This window comes from Psychrobacter nivimaris (assembly GCF_009812035.1).
Classification (GTDB): domain Bacteria; phylum Pseudomonadota; class Gammaproteobacteria; order Pseudomonadales; family Moraxellaceae; genus Psychrobacter; species Psychrobacter nivimaris.
Window position 1 is genome coordinate 137,238 of record NZ_VZIZ01000015.1, and the last position, 20,255, is coordinate 157,492.

A 20,255-nucleotide genomic window follows, 5' to 3' on the forward strand; every position below is an offset into this window, starting at 1 on the left:
CATCTAGATGCTTGTCTCATTAAATAAAAAATGAATATCATACTAACTTTAGGAGCTCCATTTACCCATGCGTACCCAAAAAAAACTACTAGTATCGTTACTCGCCAGCACTTCAGCATTGCTGGTATCGCAAAGCGTGCTCGCTGCACCTGTTGTACTAGAACTGGACTATGAAATTCCTGTTCAGCAAAACCAAGTCGCGTTTGTGCCGTTTGCGGGTGACTCTGTCTTATCACCGATTATATTAAATGATCTGAGTAAAACCGAGCTAAAAGTAACCAATCAAGATCTACCGCAGCAGCCACACAGTAGTAAAGAGCTGACAGGTACATTACCTGTTTGGCAAAGCATGGGCATACCGTATCTGGTTGTCGGCAGTACGCGTACCAATCGTGGCAAAATAATCACCGATTATGAAGTCATCGATGTCAAATCTGGTCGTGTGATAGAAGGCAAGCAAAGCCTAACCGCCGACAATAATAGGGAAAGTATGCGTTATGCCGGTCATGTCATCGCAGACAAAGTGTACGAGCTGATTACTGGTATTCCAGGGGATTTCTCAGGACGCATTGCTTATATTGAAGAAACAGGAACTGGCAAACAAAAGATCTCTCGTCTCAAAGTAATGGATGCTGATGGCGAAAACGCTAGAACCATTACTGAAGTGGCAGGCTCTATCTTCTCACCAGCATGGTCACCTGATGGCAACCGTATCGCCTACTCGGTACAACGTGAGAAATCATATCCTGTTATCTACGTGCAGAACGTCAGTGGCGGCGGTGCAACTGCTCTGACGCCTTTTTCAGGTAGTAACCTAAGCCCCTCGTTCTCTCCTGATGGTAGCAAGATATTATTCTCTAGTAGTTTTGAAGGTAGCGCTGATATCTATGAGATGAGTGCCAGCGGCGGTACACCTAGAAGGCTTACCAATTTACCAAGCAGTGAAGTACAACCAAGCTATGCACCAGACGGCAAATCTTTCGTTTTTGTCAGTGATAAAACTGGCTTTAACAAGCCGCAAGTCTATCGCTACGAGTTTGCCACGGGACAAACCATTAAAGTTTCAAATGGAGGTTATGCGACCAGTCCACAGTTTAGCAGTGACGGTACACAAATTGCCTTTTTGAGTGGACGCTCAGCGGCTATTATGAATAGCAATGGTGCTATCACTACCAATCTTGGCAATACAGGTATCGACGAAGCTCCAAGCTTCTCACCAAACGGTAAACGCGTGGTCTACGCATCGACCCAAGGCGGAAAAGGCGTGCTGACTATCAAGTCCCTCAATGGTGGCGAAGCGTTTGGTAAGTCAGGACAAGGCGTTATCCGCTCACCCGTATGGTCATCAAGCCCAAAATAACTGGTCTCCACCAAAGTAGCAATTTTGGTTATATTAAAATAAATATCAAGCAAGCAAAATTTAAATGCCCCAATCATAGTCGTTATGGTTGGGGCTTTTTTTGATTAAAAAACAGCAATAGAAATAACGATAAATCTTAGTATTTATATATTCTCAATGGTCAGCACCCTTCGTCTTTGATCTACCTTCCAATGTTACCTAACCCTCCCTCCTTCGTAACAAAGCTGTAAACGCACTAGTACCAAAAAAAACATTGCAATGACTTGTATTTTACCTATACCCTAAATAGACCTGACTAATTGGTCAGGTTGTTCAAATATTAGCCAACATATATTAGTTATTTTTACTACTTATCTTACAGACGGATGCGTACCCCTATTGTTTACATCGATAAAAAACATATCAAAGATTGAGGCAGAACTTTGATCTCGTGATTTACCACATTGTCTGATATCTACAGTTAAGCGGGTGCTAAGCAGTTATTTTAGGAGGAAACCACCATGAGTGAAAACGTTCCAGCGAATACCGATTTACTGTATAGACTGCATGACCGTCCCACCCCCATTAAAGCATTTTTAGGTGCTATACAGCACGTACTTGCAGCGTTTGTAGGTATCATCACACCCTCTCTTATCATAGGTGGCACATTAGGTTTAGGAGAGCATATCCCCTACCTTCTCAGTATGTCATTGATAGTATCTGGCGTTGCAACCTTTATTCAGACTCGTAAAGTAGGCCCTGTTGGCTCTGGTCTTATGGCATTACAAGGCACCAGTTTTGGTTTTTTGGCAGCGGTACTGACAGCAGGGTTTGTGGTAAAAAATCGCGGTGGTGGTCCAGAAGAGATATTATCCGTTATTTTTGGCGTTTCATTTCTCGGTGCATTTGTTGAGATATTTTTGAGTCAATTTATTACCAAACTCAAATCTTTTATGAGCCCTATTGTTACAGGCTGCGTGATTGTCACGATTGGTTTGTCATTAACCAAAGTAGGTCTGACTGACTTAGCAGGTGGGTTTGGTGCTGAAGATTTTGGTAGTATTCCGAACTTACTCTTGGGCGGTGGTGTGCTGGCAAGTGTCGTACTGATTAGCATCATCAACAATAAAGTCATTCGCTCAAGCGCCATCTTTATCGGTTTGATGCTCGGCCTTGTCGCTGCCGTATTTATGGGACGTATCGATTTCTCACTGGTTTCTGAAGCCGCTTTTTTTACGGTGCCAATCCCTTTTAAGTATGGCTTTGGTTTTGATTGGCAGGCTTTTATTCCTATTGCCTTTATGTACATCATTACCAGTATCGAGACCTCAGGCGATTTGACGGCTACCTCAATGATATCAGGTGAACCGATCAAAGGCCCTCTCTATGAGAAACGCATCAAAGGCGGTGTACTAGGAGATGGTGTTAACTCTCTGATTGCGGCGGTATTCAATACCTTCCCTGTGACAACCTTTAGCCAAAACAACGGTGTGATCCAGATGACGGGTATTGCCAGTCGGTATGTGGGTTTCTATGTGGGCGGCATTCTATGCTTGATGGGGCTATTCCCCGTCCTTGGTGCTATTTTTACCCAATTACCGAAGCCTGTTGTTGGCGGCGTCACGCTACTGATGTTTGCGACGGTGGCGACTGCTGGTATTCGTATCTTATCTACCGTGCAATTTACGCATCGTAATGTCTTAATCATTGCCACCTCACTGGGTCTGGCAACGGGTATCGCCTTTGTCCCTGATGTGCTGTCACAAACGCCGCAGTTCTTTCAGAATATCTTCGGCTCAGCGGTAACGATGGCAGGGATTGTGGCAATCACCCTTGATATGATTTTACCCAAAAACTATGGCATCGAGTTTGATACTAAAGCACAGCACGCAAAAGACAACTTAGAACCAACGCAAGAAGTAGCATAAGGCTAAGTGTAAGCTAGGGCTGAACATATCGAAGTGTTTCGCCGTAAACGAGGTGCGTAAACAGGCAAATAGCAACAGTTTATGCACCTCACTTATCAAACAGCCACCTTGTCATCATTCAAGGCCACAGCCTTTTAAAATAAAAGGCACCAGAAAGTCTGCCGCACGCGCTTCATCTGCTGCATCATAAGCAGTCTTATCCATTAATCCAACGATCTCAATCTCGAATTCAGCATAACGTTGGGTAGTCGCCCAAATCAAAATCAGTAGTTGTAAAGGGTCGGTAATCCCAATTTTGCCTTGCTTGTGCCACTCTTTCATTACCTGTGCTTTATCGTGTACCCACTCCTTCATCGTAGTGGACATAAATTCATGCAAATGCGGTGCACCGCCGATGACTTCAATTGCAAACAGTTTATGGCGACTTGGATTGACAAAGGCTTGATGTAGCTTGGTACGGACGAATTTTTCGATGACCGTTTTTGGGTCGCTATCTACCGTCATGGTTACCAAACCTTCATTCCATTCTTGAATGATTGAGCGCAGCACTGCCATGTAGAGATTCTTTTTATTTTTAAAATAATAGTGAACATTGGCTTTAGGTAAGCCTGCTCTATCGGCAATACCCTGCATCGTAGCGCCGCGATAGCTTTGGAGCACAAACTCTTCTTCAGCTGCCGCTAAGATAAGCGCTTGATTCTGTGCGCGAATGGCTTGTTGGCTACGGTGCGAGGGCGTATCAGTCACTGAGGTTTCTTCCTTTTGATTGTTTTGAGTCATAGCAGTGGTATCTCACTCTAAGAGACAGGTTCGACAAAATAGTCGCTATATTTTGCTGTGTATTCTTATATAAACACATAGATTTGATCAGCATAACCTGTTAAATAAAAATATTTCGCATAAAACAGTTGACCAATTAGTCAGGTTTTAGCAAAATGGGAACTGTAAATCAATTACGCCGTCATTAACTACCTCTTGCCAGACGTTTTAGACGGCCAAAATATCAGTGTTTCCTTAGCAAATCTGTTTCATATTGTCAGTTCACTATAACTTGAAATTATGCAAAGCGTATATAAGCGCCAAAGCTCTGACTACGAACACATAGATTATCGACTTTTGATTTTATGCAAATTAATAGCGATTAGCTTAATCAAAGCAGCCATAAAACTGAAACAGCCGCTGCTTATCAAGATTACTGCTTATACCTGTAAGTTTATGCAAATAACCATAAGGTATAAACCTCTATCAAACATTTATCGCCCGACACAGATAACGGGCTACCCTATTAGAAAAGGATGTCATCGTGAGCTTAACCTTAGCGCAATTCAACGATTTATCACAAGAAGTCGCCATCGCTCAGCTATTGACTTGCTGCACCAGTAAAAGCTGGGCTTATAAACTTGCAGACGCCCGCCCTTTTGTAGACGTTGATGCACTGCTAACAAGTAGCGACGCTATCTGGAACAAAGTACAAAATGATGAGGCTAACTTATTAGAAGCGTTTGATGGGCATCCACAAATCGGCAACGTAGCATCTCTAAAAGAGAAATACCGCAACACACAAAGTAGCGCCGCACACGAACAATCAGGCGCTAACGATGCAGCAGACGAAGTCCTCGAAGCACTTGCCAAAGGAAATCGCGACTATCTTGATAAATTTGGTTTTATTTTTATTGTCTTTGCGACGGGTAAAAGCGCGCAGCAAATGCTGGATCTACTATTAGCGCGCTTGCCTAATGATCGTGCCACAGAGCTTGCCAATGCAGCCGCTGAGCAAAATAAAATTACGCGTCTACGTTTAAACAAACTACTAGACAATGCTTAGACAGGCAAATAGTAGTCGCAGAGTTAGACTAGCATTTTTATCCTATTTATATTTCTCACAAATTTAAAGGAAGCATTATGTCTGCCACCCTATCATCACATATCTTAGACACTCATCTTGGCAAACCTGCGGCTGATGTCGCCGTTACCTTACACCGCATACGAGACAACGGTGCCGCCACATTATTGGCACATGGCACAACCAATAGTGATGGCCGTGTCACACCAGACGCTTGGCAGTTTGATACAGCCATCGATAGCACAGAGCATCAGCTAAATATTGGCCGCTATACCGTAACGTTTGATACTCAGTCTTATTTTAATGCTCAGCAGCTAACAGCATTTTACCCGCAAGTGGTTATCGACTTCGTGATAAACGATGCCAGTCATTATCACGTACCGCTCCTGCTTAGTGCGCACGGTTATAGCACCTATCGCGGATCATAGCTTTGGCGTTATTTAGCTCTCTGCTTTGTTATTAGTTTTCAAGAAATACTATCAAAAAAAATTACCAAGACATTTTATTAAGACACTGTCACATTAAAGGACATCTATTACATGGGCGCCTATCTTCTCGAATGGTTGAGTTTATTTTTCCGCTGGTTTCATGTTATCGCTGGGGTAGCATGGATTGGTGCATCGTTTTATTTTGTGTGGCTGGATCTAAGCCTACGCAAGCCGCCGCAGTGGAAAACGGACAAAGGCATATCAGGCGATCTTTGGGCTGTCCATGGTGGTGGGTTTTATGAAATTGCCAAATACAAACTCGAACCAGAGGAGATGCCAAAGACGCTACATTGGTTTAAGTGGGAAGCTTATACCACTTGGCTAACGGGTGCGGCGATGATGTCTATTGTCTATTATGCTAATGCAACTGCCTACCTAATTGACCCAAGTAAAGTGCCGTTTACTAGTATCGGTGCCATTGCTACCAGCTTGCTTTTCTTATTTGGCAGTTACTTCATTTACGAAGTTATCGTGCGCAGTCATTTGGGTAAAAACGCGTTTATCTTTAGTACCCTGATTTTTATCTTACTGGTCATCGCGAGCTGGGGTTCTTACCAACTGTTTAGTGATCGCGCCTCGTTTATTCATATTGGTGCTATCTTGGGCACGGTAATGGTAGGTAACGTATTCTTCGGTATTATGCCGGCTCAGCGCGCACTCGTTGACTGTGTGCGGCGCGGCGAAAAACCAGGTAAAGAAGTGGCTGAATTGGCATTACAAGCCAAAAATCGCTCACTGATGAATAATTATTTTACCCTGCCGCTCATCTTTACCATGATCAGCAATCATTACCCAATGATGTATGCTCATGAGAAAGGTTGGTTGGTATTGGTCTTCGTCGGTATCATTACCGCGACTGCCCGTCATTACTTTAACCAAAAGCATTTGGGTCATAAAAAACCACGCTACTTGGTTATTCCAGCCGTATTGACCGTATTGTTGATTATCTGGATGCGACCTGAACCAATTGAGCCAGTGCCTGCAATGCCTGCTACTGCCTCCGTAGCACCTACAACGACTGATAGCACGCCGCCAGTTACGAGCGCGACTACTGACTCAAGCACTGATACTGTTGCTAACGCTAATAACAGTTCTAATAGTAATGCTACTAACAGTGCTAATAACCGTATTAGTACTAATGCAGCTACTGCTGAAGCCGTACCCGTGAGCGCATCAGCAGATGACGCCATGATGGATGTCGTGCATACGCGCTGTAGCACCTGTCATGCGGTACAACCGACGCAACAAGGCTTCGCCGCGCCGCCAGCAGGTATTATTTTGCAGACACCAGAAGACTTAAAAATTTATAAAGCGAAAATCGTCACTGCGGTACAGACTGGCTATATGCCGCTTGGTAATATTACTCAGTTGACGGATGCTGAGCGCCAACAGCTTGTGGCATATGCGTCATCACTTTAATTTGTGATAAAAAATAACTGTCCTTTATGAGCAATATTCAAATAAATATTTGATGGTGTGTCAAAAAGTATGCTGATTAAAATTTGAACAATTTTTGAAGCCTTGAAAGCCCTATAGAATCAGAGAACTTAGCATAGATTTCGTATTGACTTTTATCGCCAGCATACTTTTTAGAACACCACCAAATATTTAAGGCTCTAAGCGATATAGGAATATAGATAATGAGCAAAAAAATTACCAGTGACTTTGATATCAGTACATATCCCCGCGACCTAAAAGGCTATGCTGGCAATCCACCAAAAGCGAACTGGCCAGGCGGCGCAAAAATCGCCGTACAATTTGTATTAAACATCGAAGAAGGTGCAGAAAATAGCGTCATCCATGGCGATGGTCAATCAGAGCGTTTTTTGTCTGATATTTTAGGCACACCAGAATTTAACAACCGTCACCAGTCTATTGAATCTGCATTCGAATACGGTAGCCGTGTCGGCGTATGGCGTGTGCTAGATGTCTTTAAAGATTATGGTATTCCTATCACCACGTTTACCTGTGCCGCCGCTGCTGAAAAGACCCCTCATATTATCGAGCGTGTATTAGAAGACGGTCATGAGATTGCCAGTCATGGTCTACGTTGGATCACTTATCAGGATATGTACCGTGAGACCGAGCGCGAACACATTCGCTGTGCCACCCAGATATTTAAACGTATGCTAGGCGGCCAACCTCTTGGTTGGTATACAGGACGCGATAGTCCAAATACTCGTGAACTGGTCGCTGAACAAGGTGACTATACCTATGACTCTGACTCGTACGGTGATGAGTTACCATATTGGCTCAATGTGAAAGTCCAAGACGGCAATCTGATCACGCGTAAACCACATTTGGTCATCCCTTATAGCCTAGAGACCAATGACATGCGTTTTTCTTCTAGCCCGGGGTTCACCCATGCTGAACCATTTTACCAATATCTAAAAGACAGCTTTGACACCTTATACGAAGAAGGCGCACACACCCCTAAAATGCTGACCATTGGCTTGCATTGCCGCATTATTGGACGTGCAGGACGCATCAAAGCGTTAAAGCAGTTTTTGCAATATATCACTAATAAGCATGACGTATGGATATGCCGCCGTGATGATATCGCCAAGCACTGGTACGAAAACCATCCTGCTACGTCAGACAATACGGCTAACTGGATGTAAGCTTAAGCTATCGTCCTAATACTCGTTCTACTTAGCTAAGCGAGTGCGAATTATCATAGATAAATAAACAAGATAGCCACCACACTATCAACACACACCATTATTAAAAAAGGAATCATTGTGAGTCAAAATACTTCAGAAGTTGGACAAATTATCTCAGCAAACAATCTACCTGATACCCTGCCGGCATTTACCAAAAAATCAAACGTCGCCGACAGTCGTTTGGGCGCAAAATCCCTATTTGCAACCGATGATTTCTTTGCAGATAAAAGCCGGATCTTAAATCCTGATGCGCCTATCTTTATCGTAGGCAAATTCGATGACAACGGTAAATGGATGGACGGCTGGGAAACACGTCGTAAACGCCACTTGGGTTACGACTATTTAGTGATTCAACTGGCACGCCCAACCAAAATTGCTGGTCTCGATATTGATACTAGTCACTTTACGGGTAACTTCCCCTCTTCCGCCAGTGTCGATGCCTTATACGCGCCAGAGCTGCTGCAGCAAGATGAAGCTGAACTTACCAGTCTAAGTAAAGAAGACTGGGATGGTAAAAACTGGCAGACGCTAGTGGATATGACTCCGTTACAAGGTCACAATCATGAGCTTATCGAGATTGATAACGAGCAAACGGTGACCCATATTCGTTTAAACATCTATCCAGATGGCGGTGTTGCCCGACTACGTATCTATGGTGATATTCAACTTGATGCCAGCCTAAATACACAAGGCGAGATGCTTGACTTGGCAGGCGCATTAAATGGTGGTCGTGCGATTGCTAGTAACGATGCGCATTTTGGTGCTGCTAGTAACTTACTACTACCAACTAAAGCGCCTAACATGGGTGATGGTTGGGAGACTCGTCGTCGCCGTGAGCCAGGCAATGACTGGTGCATTATCGCGCTAGGTCAAGCAGGTATCGTTGATTCAATCGAGATAGATACTGCCCACTTTAAAGGCAATTATCCTGATAAAGTCTCGATTCAAGCCGTCTACTCACCAAATACACCAGAGCAAACCTTAGTGACTCAAAGCATGTTTTGGGATACCTTGCTTGAGCCGCAAAAAACCAGTGCTGACGACGTTCATCACTTTGGCAAAGACAAGCTTCAACTTGATACACCCATTACTCATATTCGGGTCAACATCTTCCCAGATGGTGGCATTAGCCGTGTTCGCGTGTATGGCAAAATTGCTGAGGCTAATATTGATACTGGTACTGATGTTGATAGTAAAGAGGCAAAATAATGAGTGTCACTCTGACAGCCAAGCCTTTGACCAAGGCAAAATTTGCCCCCTATGGCTCGGTCATCGAGCGCTATAATATTGATGAACAAACCGCTGACAATACTTATGAGATCAATAATGGCTATGCGGTTCGTCACCATGCACTTGCCGAAAGTAAACTAAACGGTGGCTCAGTTGGTATGAGTATCTTTCGAGCCAAAAAGCGTGAAAATCCGATTGCCCTTTCGGTCATGGAATACCATCCGCTTGGGACACAAGCATTTGTATCTATGGAAGGGCAAGACTATATAGTCGTCGTCGCCAAAGCTGGCGTGCCGCCGCAGTCTGCTGACGATCTGGCCGTGTTTTATGCGAAATCTCACCAAGGTGTACAGTACGATGCTAATGTCTGGCATCATCCTCTACTCGCGCTTGGGCGTGACAGTGATTTCTTAGTTATTGATCGTATCAATGGCGAGGGTAATAACTGTTATGAGATTGATATCACGGATTGGCATGTGTTTATTGAGTTAGAAAACGAATGCAGTTAATTGAATATAAAATAGTCGCATCCGACATGTACAAACTTAACGCCAGCTAATGTCTATTAGCTGGCTTTTTTATGTTCGTTGAGTTGTTAAATCATATACCTATCAACTGATTAAAGCCCGTCAGACGACCCAACTTAAGGCACATGGATATCCATTTTAGTGCTTTTATGGCGGATCTGATCTTTCGAAAAACATTGTTTGCCACATATATATAAATGTACGGAAATTGGCTCTCTCATTTGAGAACAGTTAAAGACTATTTTGCTTATTTCTACCCTAATTAGTGGTTAATAAGACTAAAAGTTAGACGACTCTGTAGATGACAGCTCTCTAGGTCATTTGTGGCACGGTTATTGAATGCTCTTTAGTAGTAAGCATTTAAGCGCTATCAATCAACTGTTGTCTAAGAGCATTGAATTAATAGTTTGTTTACTAGCAAATAGTAACGATGCAGTTTTGGGGCAATCAACAATCAATTGTACATAAAGGGGTCATATTTTGCGTTTTGATTTATTAACGAGCTTATCCTGTCATACCAAATCATCTAGCCAGAAGCTAGCTTTACTCAAACCATTGTCGATGGCAGCTGTTGCTATCGCAACTTTAGGAAGTATGTCTAGCATCCATGCTAAGACCTTTTTTACTGATACGAGTGTCTCCGTACTTTACGGTAATGATTATGAACTCGTAGAAGATGGAGAGCTGACGACCGTTACATTAGAGCATGCTTCTGCGCACGACTGGGGCGGCGTGTTCTTCTTTGTCGATCGAAACCAAGGTGCCGATGACATTGAAAACAATAGATTTAGAGAAACTTATGGCGAGCTGTCTCCTACATTCAAAATAGCAACTTTTAATGACAGTTTTATCAAGCAGGTTAATTTAGCCGCTACTTATGAATTTGGTTCGAACAGTACGGGCTTTGACCAAGATAATTATTTGGTTGGTATTGGTGCAGATCTCAATGTGCCTATTCCAGGTACAACGTTTGCGTCGGCTACTCTATATCATGCTTTTAACGACAATACTGACGATGATCAGCAAATTACCTTAACCTATGGTTGGGAACGCAATAATTTTGTCGTAGACGGCTTTATTGATTATTCATTTAATAATGATGATATTGAAGATAATATTCATATTAATCCGCAAATTAAATACAACTTACAAGAAGTGCTCGGTATTGATAACCGTTTAGAAGTCGGTATGGAGTATAGTTATTGGAAAAATAAATACGGTGTTGATGGCGTGAATCAAAACTCCCCTAGTGCATTGGTAAAATTCCATTTTTAATGTCTAATAGAAACTTTCTTGGCAGTAACAAACCCTTGTTCCTACAATATATGAACAAGGGTTTATTTTTTATACCTGAAAGAAGTCTCACTTGTTCCTGATTTAGGTACAGCGTTTATTTACACCTATAAAGTTGATTTACGATAGCGACTCACGCCGGCGATTACCGTCTGATCAATTACTCTATCATCGCCTAGCATCATTAGCACAAACAACTGTTCTTCCAGTGTCTTGGTCTGCGCCATACGTCGCTCAAGCAATTCCGTTGCACCCATATCGATGACCACAAAATCCGCTTCTTTATTTGGCATAAAGTTACCGATTTTATTGTCCAATAATAGCGACTGGGCATTACCCAAAGTAATTTGGTATAGCCCTTGATGAGCGGATAACTGATTGCTTTGTAGTTGTTGGATTTTGTACGCTTCTGACAGAGTCGTCAGCATCGATAGACTTGTCCCTGCTCCAACGTCAGTGGCGATACTGACACCGGTATAACTTAACGTCTTGGGTAAATCGAATAGTCCACTACCCAAAAACAGGTTGGACGTCGGACAGTGTGATATCTGCGTACCAGTATCGCGTAGGCGTTCATACTCAGATATTTCAAGGTGAATACCATGTGCCAAGGTGGTGCGTCGACCCAGTAACCCCATATCATCATAGACATCGAGATAGCCTTTATGATTGGGATACAGTTGTTTCACAAAGGCTATCTCATCATGATTTTCTGCCAAATGCGTCTGCAGATAAACACTCTCATAACTGGAATACAGCTCACCTGCCATTTGTAGTTGCTTGGGTGTCGAAGTAATAGCAAAGCGCGGGGTAATCGCCACATGTTGGCGGCCGCGCTCATGCCAATTATCAATGATGTTTTGGGTATCTCGAATGCCCTGCTCAGCAGGTACACACAAATTATCAGGCGCATTTTGATCCATCAAGACATTACCCGTGATCATACGAGTATTGAGCTTGTGACTTTCCGTAAAAAATGCGTTCACTGATTCAGGATGACTGGTAGAAAACACCATGGCGCTCGTCGTACCATTTGCCAGCAGCTGGTTTAAGAAGAACTGTGCCGTATCATGCGCTACTTTCGGATCGCCAAAATTGGCCTCGGTGACGAAAGTATAATTGTTAAGCCAGTCAAGTAATTGCTCACCGTAAGCAGCAATCATATCTATTTGCGGATAATGCACATGAGTATCGATAAAGCCTGGCATGATAAGTTTGTCACGATAATCATGTACTTTGACTACTAACTGTCCTGCTTGCTCAGTGGTATTAACATATTTCGTTAATATTGTCTCGTTATGCCCATACTCTACAATGCACCCTGTCATATCATCTACGACAAGCGCACCATCAGCGATATATTCAGGATAAACCTGTACACCTTCAATCACTGGTAGCAACGCAATGTCTTGCTCAGCAATTAATGTCTGTGAATGATCAGAGGTTGCACGCTCAGTACGATCGCTTTCGGTCAAGTAGTGCAGCAGTCGAGCTTTATAGATATGTATGGTCATTCGTAAATCTCACAATGGCTTGGTAGTCCTGAGCGTTTTGATAAATAGTACTGGGCGTTTTAATGATTTAATAAAAAGTGTCAAAGTTATATGGAGTGAGCCGTTCAAAGAGTAGCCTGATGATACTGTTGTAGGAGCTGTGCCACGATAGAAACTGCCACTGCCATCGGCTCTTTTCCGCCAATTTGCAATCCAATTGGCATGACCAACTGATTGACCAGTTGCTCACTGTAGCCACGCTGAATCAAACGATCTCTAAAACGCTTGGCTTTGGTTGCCGAGGCAATGCAGCCTATGTAAGGTGCTGAAATATCTGAGCGTTTATCATGAGGTGAGCTAGTGTCAGAAATAGTATCTAATGCCGCCCGTACTAACTCAAAATCAACACTATGGTCATGAGTCATAACCAGAATAAAACGCTGACCACCCTGCTCGATAAATGGGCGCACAAAATCTACAGGCTCATCATCGATATGCGGACGGATATGCGCTGGTAAGTTATAAAGTGTGGATTGATTAGTAGTAGATTCATCAACTAAGTAACGCTTAAACATCTCTGGGCGACTGTCCACCCAATCTACCTGACAAGGTAGCTCAGCGAGGATGGTCATTAGCGCTGATGCTACATGCCCTGCACCAAACACTAGTACTGACATCGGCGGCGTTACATTGAAGCATTCGAACATAACGGTGACGCTACCGCCGCAACACTGTGCCAATTTCGCACCTAGCGGGTAGTGCTTAGTATAGACAGCATCACGGCGTACCCCTTTAGAAGGTACTGATGCGCTTTCACCGTCAGTTTCAGCGACTTTTGGTTTTACTTCTTTTGATACCGTTGCTGCTATTTCACCATTTAATAGCTGCCGTGCAGTATTGATAACGTCATGTTCTAGACCGCCGCCGCCTAGCGTATCTACGATACTGTCCTGCGCGACGATCATCTTTGCCTGTAGCGCTCGAGGAGCAGATCCATTTACAGCCACGACTGTCGCTAACACATGAGCGATGCCGCGCTGCTGATATCGCGCTAGACCTTCATACCAAACGACTGGCGGTGCTAACGACTCATTCACTGTGCGCAGGACCTCTTGCCCCTGCTACATTTGGATGCTCTATCGCGTTAGGCTGATCATCGGTTTGCTTGCCTTCGACTTCTTTTGGATCGATGTCTTTGGCATGACGTACGTCTTGCGGCATTGCTTTTTCGTTGTAAAGGTCGCTATTTTCTTCTGCGCCTTTTACTAAACTATCAATCGTGTCTGTATCGGTTTCAGTTGTTAAATCCCACGACGTGCCTTGCATGCGCATCACCGCTTTTAGTACAGCTTCTGGCGTCGCAGGCATGGTCAGCTCTGGATTCTTTTTATAATCACTAAGACTAGCCACTGCATTATTAAGGGCACACCAAACACTGGCTGCCAGCATAAACGGCGGCTCGCCAACGGCTTTAGAGTTATAAATCGTTTGTTCTTCGTTTTTGCGATCGTACAGTTTGACATTCCACTGCTTAGGCAAGTCATGCGCGGTTGGGATTTTATAATTAGCAGGACTATCAGATGCGAGCTTACCTTTATCATTCCAGATCAGCTCTTCTGCCGTGAGCCAACCCATACCTTGCACAAAACCCCCTTCAATCTGACCGATATCAATGGCAGGGTTGATCGATTTTCCTGCATCATGCAACACATCACAGCGCAGTACTTTGTATTCACCTGTCAAGGTATCAATCTCAACCTCAGCACAGGCAGCACCCAAGGCAAAGTAGAAGAATGGACGACCCCATGCTTTAGAGCGATCATAAAATATCTTAGGCGTTTTATAGTAGCCAGTAGACGACAGACTAATACGGTTTTGGTACGACAGTTGAATCATCTCAGCAAAAGTCAGTGTTTCTTTATCGCTGATATAGACATGATTCTTTTCAAAACGTATGTCTTCTTGCGCTACTTCGAAATACTCAGCCGCAAATTCAATGATGCGCGCTTTAATGCTTAAGCAAGCATTTTGAGCTGCCTTACCATTAATATCTGTCCCTGATGACGCGGCGGTTGGTGAAGTGTTAGGCACTTTATCCGTACGTGTCGCTGATACTTTAACTGTATCCAGATCAACGTCAAATTCATTGGCGACAATCTGGGCAATTTTTATATATAAACCCTGCCCCATCTCCGTACCACCATGATTGAGATGGATACTGCCATCAGTATAAATATGTACCAATGCGCCTGCCTGATTGAGCGTCTGTACTGTAAATGAAATACCGAATTTTACTGGCGTCAACGCAAGTCCTAAGCGTTTGTCACTGCCTTCGGCGGCAGCTTTTTGATTGGCTTCTAGGATTTGCTGGCGACGGTTGTCATAATCACAATCGTCTGCCAGTTTAGTCATGATGGTCGCTAGATCAAAATGCTCAATCGTCTGACCGTAATGCGTACTTTGACCATCTTGATATAAGTTTGCTAAGCGCACTTGTAGCGGATCTTGTCCCAAGGTATAGGCAATATGATCCATCATATATTCAGCGGTCATCAGACCTTGCGGACCACCAAACCCTCGATAGGCAGTATTGGATACGGTATGCGTTTTGCAGCGATGACCTGCTACATGAGCAGCTGGATAATAATAGGCATTATCACAATGAAACATCGCTCTATCGACAATAGCATCAGACAAATCTGGCGCGTAACCACACAAGCCAGCCAGTTGCATATCAACGCCTAATATACGCCCAGACTCGTCTAAACCAACTTCGTAACGATTAGCAAACTCATGACGCTTACCCGTCACCACCATGTCATCTTGACGATCTAGACGCATACTGACAGGAACGTTATGACGTTTGGCGATAATACCGCACAGACATGCCCATGCAGCGGCTTGCGTTTCTTTACCACCAAACCCGCCACCCATACGGCGCACGACTGTGTTTACCGCATGAAATGGCAGATCTGTCACTTCGGCGACCAGCTGCTGTACTTCGCTTGGATGCTGTGACGACGTATACACTTCTAGCCCGCCATCGTCACAAGGCACGACATAAGACACTTGGCCTTCGAGATAAAAGTGTTCTTGCCCGCGCATATGAATATGACCTTCAATGCGAATCGGTGAATTCTCAAGTGCAGTCGCCGCGTCACCACGCTTCATAAAATGACTCGGACGCACAAATAACTCTTGCTCTAACGCTTTATCAATACTAAGTACCGCTGGCAATGGCTCATACTCCACCACTGCCTTTGTCGCAGCTTTTTTGGCAGCGCGATGACTACTCGCTACTACTACGAATAACGTCTGACCCACATACTCTGTGATGTCATCCACCATCAGTGGCTCACCGTCGAACACCGCACCGATATCCGTCTGCGCAGGCAAATCTTTAAAACTTAAGACATCTACCACCCCATCCGCATCTCTAACAGCGCTTAAATCCATACTCAGTACACGTGCATGAGCATGGCTGCTTTTACCTACTGCCAGATGTAGCGTGCCTTGCGGTTTTGCAATATCATCCACATAAGTCGCCGTCCCCATGACATGGCTAATCGCACTATCATGCTTAGCCGAGGTACCAATTTTGTTTTTTGGCGGACGCACGCGGCGGATACTATAACTGTCAAATAAAGACGAATGATGGCTCATGGCGGATCTCTTTTATTAGGACGCTTTTATTAATGCTCTTTTATTCTTGGCAAATATAACGATAAGGCGGTATTAGCAATTTACAACTCTGCTAATTAAGCAGTCTCAGTCTGTCTACCTGCTACCAATTGCTTACCGCACTTCACCAGTAGACGCTGTACCACATGTGAGCGATATTCACGGCTGGCTCTGACATCGGTCATAGGCGTAACGTCTGCAGACAAGACTTGTGCTGCTTGCTCAAAACTCGCAACTTCAGCAGCTTGCCCAATGAGCGCTTGCTGACAGGTTGTGGCTAATAACGGTATGGCAGCCATGCCGCCAAGTCCAATCTTAGCATTCTCTATCTTCATACCATCTGCTGACACATCAATTCGCGCCGCCAATAGACATGCTGAAATATCATCTTCATAGCGTTTGCTAATTTTATGAATAAATAAGTGCTGATTGTCATGCATCAGAGGAATATGGATAGCAACTACGTAACTGCCTGCTTGCAGTTTGGTCTTTTTATAATCTAAGAAAAATTCTGATAAAGGTATGATCTCATCCGTATAAACCGAATCACTATTACCTAAATCATTGCCTGACTCTTCACGATTAGGTGCGCAATGACGCAGATGAATTGACGCATCTAACGCCAATAAAATCGGTGGTAAATCACCAATTGGAGAAGCGTTGGCTATATTGCCGCCGATGGTGCCCATATTACGGATTTGCGGAGAAGCAATACGCTCAAATACTTGCGCAAAGCTTGGAAAGTATTGCTCAAGCACAGGCAACATTTGCTGATAGCTCATGCTAGCACCTAGTACTAATAATTGGCTAGGAGCTTGCTCGTTATTCGACTCTTTATTGCTTGAGTCAGACTTTGCGTCAAGTAATGACCATGACTTTAGGGCCTCAACACCTGAAAGTTGGATAATCACCTCGTGATCAACCAAATGTTGGGTTACACTCAATCCCAAATCCGTACCGCCTGCCCAAATCGTAGCTTGTGGATTGGCAGCTAATACCTGATTAAGCTCATCTAGTGACTTGGGCATATATAACTGTCGCCCAGCATCATTAAGTGCAGGTGCCATACCATTCGGCTCTTCATTCTTTAACTCAGTTGGCACGTTTTCAGATACTGTTGATTCCTTTGTACTGCTCATCGCATCTGTTGCGAGACTGATCGTCAGGTCTTTCACCGCCGACTGCTCCGCCTCTCTCTGCTGACCGATATCACTCATCAATAGGCCCGCCTCGATAATCGGACGATAACCTGTACAGCGACATAGATTGCCAGAGATTGAAGCAACCACCTCATCATAGCTTAGTTGCTTAGCATCGCCCTGATTTTCTGCTTCTAGACTTGTCTGCATACGATTGTTTTCGTAAACGCAAGCTAGCGACATCACAAACCCAGGCGTACAAAAACCGCACTGTGATCCGTGACATTCAACCATGGCCTGCTGCGCTGGATGCAGCAGAGCACGTTCTGGATGATGTTCTGGATTATCTGCTAAATAAGAAGCCGTCATCAGATGATTACCATCCATAAGCGACACTAGCGTAATGCAGGAGTTGACTGTATAGAACGGTGGCGTAGCATTTTTTTCGTCGCCATTTTCATCATTAAGCGCTGGCTGGTTAGTGCTAGGCAGGCGTTGAGCCATTACCGTACAAGCACCGCAATCACCACTGCCGCAGCCTTCCTTCGTATCCGTTTGGCCTTCATGCAATCGTAGATACTCAAGCACTGTCGTATTAGGGTTAAGCTGGGTTAGCTCGTGGCGTTTCCCATTTAAGTAAAAACTAATCATAGCAAGACTCGGCTAAAATAAAATAATGAAGATAAGCATAAGGCTTAAGAAATTTGACGGCTTAAATGCTGAAAGTAAGCATTTGGTTTACATCATGCTGCAACCATTCAAGTACGGTTATTCAGTTTTATTTGCTAATACATTCTTAAGAGATAAAAAAATCAGGACATCGTGCTTTTTTATATCAGGTAAGCTGGTTGTAGATATCAGCATTCATCGAACAATTTTGTTAGAAAAATCGTACTATAGGATACTTGACTATTTGGTCAGCTTTCAACATATTATCACTATTCTTATTTATAACACAACCCGTTAAAATGCCTATAGATACTATCGAACAGTTGGAAAATAATTGGTGAATAACTTAAATCTAAATAAATATCTATACGTTTTGTAGACTTTATTTACTGCTTAGCTACTCAATATTAGACATTGTTTTCATAAGTAGCTTTAATTTTATATATGACAAATCAAACGAAACGTTAGATAAGCCATACTATAAACAGCGAGATAGCCTGCGTAAAAACAGTGTCAAATACATATATCGCCTTTAAACTGCTATCAGCAGCTGATTTTTATATATAATGTCTGCAAATAATCCTGACTCTTCACTGTTGTGACTTCTAATGATAAGTAATCGTGACATATCGTTGGGCTAAAATCGTTTTTGAGATATTACTATGAAGTCATTTGCCTTTACCTATTTGCTAATAGCAACGATGCTGTTAGGAGGTTGTCAGTCGTTTCAATTCGTTGACAGTCCTATCCCTGTGAAGCCCGCCTCTACTAAGCTTGTTGCTCCATAAAAAGCCTAGCGCTTAATCGCACTTATCGCTCAATAAAAATTGGCACAAAAAAAAGCAGACATCAACAATGTCTGCTTTTTTATTTAATTGCTCTGTCGGTTCTAGCTTTTTTTAGAGCTTAGCATCAGCTGGTTGATGCTTAATAATCGTTTTGGCTAGATGATCACCAAACCAAATAGCAGTATCAATATCGCCCGAACCTGGTGTCTCTTCAGGTGGCCCATCAAGCGACTGAGTCATTAGACCCAAAAAGCTAGACAGACGGTTTAAGTCGTGAGCCTCATGACCTGTCGGCATCAATGGCAGACCAATCCAATTCATACCATGCTGCATCGCATATAGAGAAATCTGCTGTAATACAGCAAGTTTATCACCGCTCAGGCCGCCCGAATTGGCAAACGCTGCTGCCCACTTGCCCTCCCATTTACGATGATACCAACGCTTGGATGTCTCATCCATAAAGGTCTTAAATTCAGCCGTCACACTGCCCATATACACTGCGCTGCCAAAAACCAGCAAATCTGCCTGATCTAAGTAGTCCCAATCAACATCATACACATCGACAGCCTTGGCTTGCGCGGCTGGCAATTGCTGATGCGCACCTTGTACTATCGCCTCAGCGACACGCTTGGTATGACCATAATTACTATGGAAGATAACAGCGATTGAGACATTAGGCGCGTTATCAGTAGGTGTAGAGGTGTTAGCAGGTGTATTCATACGTACTCTAATAATAAATAATTGGTTGAATAATGAAACTTATAAAATATTGGATACTTAGCCACAGTCGATAGCTAGTGACTTCACTTTCACTGATAAGTACTTATCGATAGCTCAAACTTTCCAACTATCAGGCGATATAACAGAATCAAGCAATGCTTCTTTGAGTCAATTTAACTGGCAGAAATATCAATAATGATAGAGCAATCGCATAGTCTTTAATTACACTGTTTTAACTGCACAGTCCTTAATTACATAGTCTCTATACGGCAGCATATACATACCGGTATATATGCGATGAACTTCATTGAATTCAAGCCCATTGTATCAGACGTATTTTTGTTTTTAAGTTATTTATTAAAGTCCGACTAGGGGCTGTATAGAATTGAGGAACCATTGAAAAAAATAAGCAACGCCTTACTCTAATGTTTACCACAACAAAGAAATAAGGCAT

15 protein-coding genes are annotated in these 20,255 nt (G+C 43.4%); 9 read left to right on the plus strand and 6 right to left on the minus strand.

The features are described from left to right. Positions 1–67 precede the first annotated feature (67 nt). The gene (locus tag FQV37_RS07165; protein ID WP_160021952.1) at positions 68–1,360 is read left to right on the plus strand and encodes a PD40 domain-containing protein; all 1,293 of its coding nucleotides are present in this window, start codon (positions 68–70) and stop codon (positions 1,358–1,360) included. Positions 1,361–1,860: 500 nt separating this feature from the next. Continuing rightward, positions 1,861–3,267, plus strand: a complete 1,407-nt coding sequence (locus FQV37_RS07170) for a nucleobase:cation symporter-2 family protein (RefSeq protein WP_160021954.1) — start codon at positions 1,861–1,863, stop codon at positions 3,265–3,267. A gap of 114 nt (positions 3,268–3,381) precedes the next feature. Here the strand turns inward: FQV37_RS07170 and FQV37_RS07175 are convergent, their stop codons facing one another. Beyond that, positions 3,382–4,047, minus strand: a complete 666-nt coding sequence (locus tag FQV37_RS07175) for a TetR family transcriptional regulator C-terminal domain-containing protein (RefSeq protein WP_057759606.1) — start codon at positions 4,045–4,047, stop codon at positions 3,382–3,384. Between the two features lie 523 nt (positions 4,048–4,570). On the opposite strand from FQV37_RS07175, the gene uraD reads away from it, so the two are divergent. The 7 genes from uraD to FQV37_RS07210 all read left to right on the plus strand — a co-directional run bounded on the left by uraD (position 4,571) and on the right by FQV37_RS07210 (position 11,293). Beyond that, on the plus strand, positions 4,571–5,092 hold the full coding sequence (uraD, locus tag FQV37_RS07180; protein WP_101204800.1) for a 2-oxo-4-hydroxy-4-carboxy-5-ureidoimidazoline decarboxylase: 522 nt from the start codon (positions 4,571–4,573) through the stop codon (positions 5,090–5,092). 77 nt (positions 5,093–5,169) lie between these two features. Next, entirely contained in the window at positions 5,170–5,538 is a 369-nt protein-coding gene (gene uraH, locus FQV37_RS07185; RefSeq protein WP_102092157.1) for a hydroxyisourate hydrolase, read from the plus strand. 111 nt (positions 5,539–5,649) lie between these two features. After that, entirely contained in the window at positions 5,650–7,017 is a 1,368-nt protein-coding gene (locus tag FQV37_RS07190) for a urate hydroxylase PuuD (protein ID WP_160021956.1), read from the plus strand. 221 nt (positions 7,018–7,238) lie between these two features. Beyond that, on the plus strand, positions 7,239–8,219 hold the full coding sequence (gene puuE / locus FQV37_RS07195; RefSeq protein ID WP_160021958.1) for an allantoinase PuuE: 981 nt from the start codon (positions 7,239–7,241) through the stop codon (positions 8,217–8,219). 150 nt (positions 8,220–8,369) lie between these two features. Then, positions 8,370–9,470, plus strand: coding sequence for an allantoicase (alc, locus tag FQV37_RS07200; protein WP_478009420.1), 1,101 nt, complete (start codon positions 8,370–8,372; stop codon positions 9,468–9,470). Beyond that, positions 9,470–10,000, plus strand: a complete 531-nt coding sequence (locus FQV37_RS07205; RefSeq protein ID WP_160021963.1) for an ureidoglycolate lyase — start codon at positions 9,470–9,472, stop codon at positions 9,998–10,000. Before alc ends, FQV37_RS07205 begins: the two co-directional genes overlap by 1 nt. Before the next feature lie 612 nt (positions 10,001–10,612). Beyond that, positions 10,613–11,293 (plus strand): DUF5020 family protein, encoded by a 681-nt coding sequence (locus FQV37_RS07210; protein WP_240990974.1) that lies wholly within the window; start codon positions 10,613–10,615, stop codon positions 11,291–11,293. Between the two features lie 125 nt (positions 11,294–11,418). On the opposite strand, the gene guaD is transcribed toward FQV37_RS07210, so the two are convergent. The 5 genes from guaD to FQV37_RS07235 form a co-directional block, all read right to left on the minus strand. Beyond that, complete coding sequence (gene guaD, locus FQV37_RS07215) at positions 11,419–12,825, minus strand: guanine deaminase (RefSeq protein WP_160021965.1); 1,407 nt, start codon at positions 12,823–12,825, stop codon at positions 11,419–11,421. Positions 12,826–12,929: 104 nt separating this feature from the next. After that, complete coding sequence (locus FQV37_RS07220) at positions 12,930–13,901, minus strand: XdhC family protein (protein ID WP_160021967.1); 972 nt, start codon at positions 13,899–13,901, stop codon at positions 12,930–12,932. After that, on the minus strand, positions 13,894–16,467 hold the full coding sequence (gene xdhB / locus FQV37_RS07225; protein ID WP_160021969.1) for a xanthine dehydrogenase molybdopterin binding subunit: 2,574 nt from the start codon (positions 16,465–16,467) through the stop codon (positions 13,894–13,896). The genes FQV37_RS07220 and xdhB overlap by 8 nt, the downstream gene beginning before the upstream one ends. A gap of 95 nt (positions 16,468–16,562) precedes the next feature. After that, positions 16,563–18,275: a xanthine dehydrogenase small subunit gene (locus tag FQV37_RS07230; protein WP_160021971.1), complete on the minus strand. Its 1,713-nt coding sequence runs from the start codon at positions 18,273–18,275 to the stop codon at positions 16,563–16,565. 917 nt (positions 18,276–19,192) lie between these two features. Continuing rightward, positions 19,193–19,801, minus strand: a complete 609-nt coding sequence (locus FQV37_RS07235; RefSeq protein ID WP_160021973.1) for a flavodoxin family protein — start codon at positions 19,799–19,801, stop codon at positions 19,193–19,195. Between the last annotated feature and the right edge of the window lie 454 nt (positions 19,802–20,255).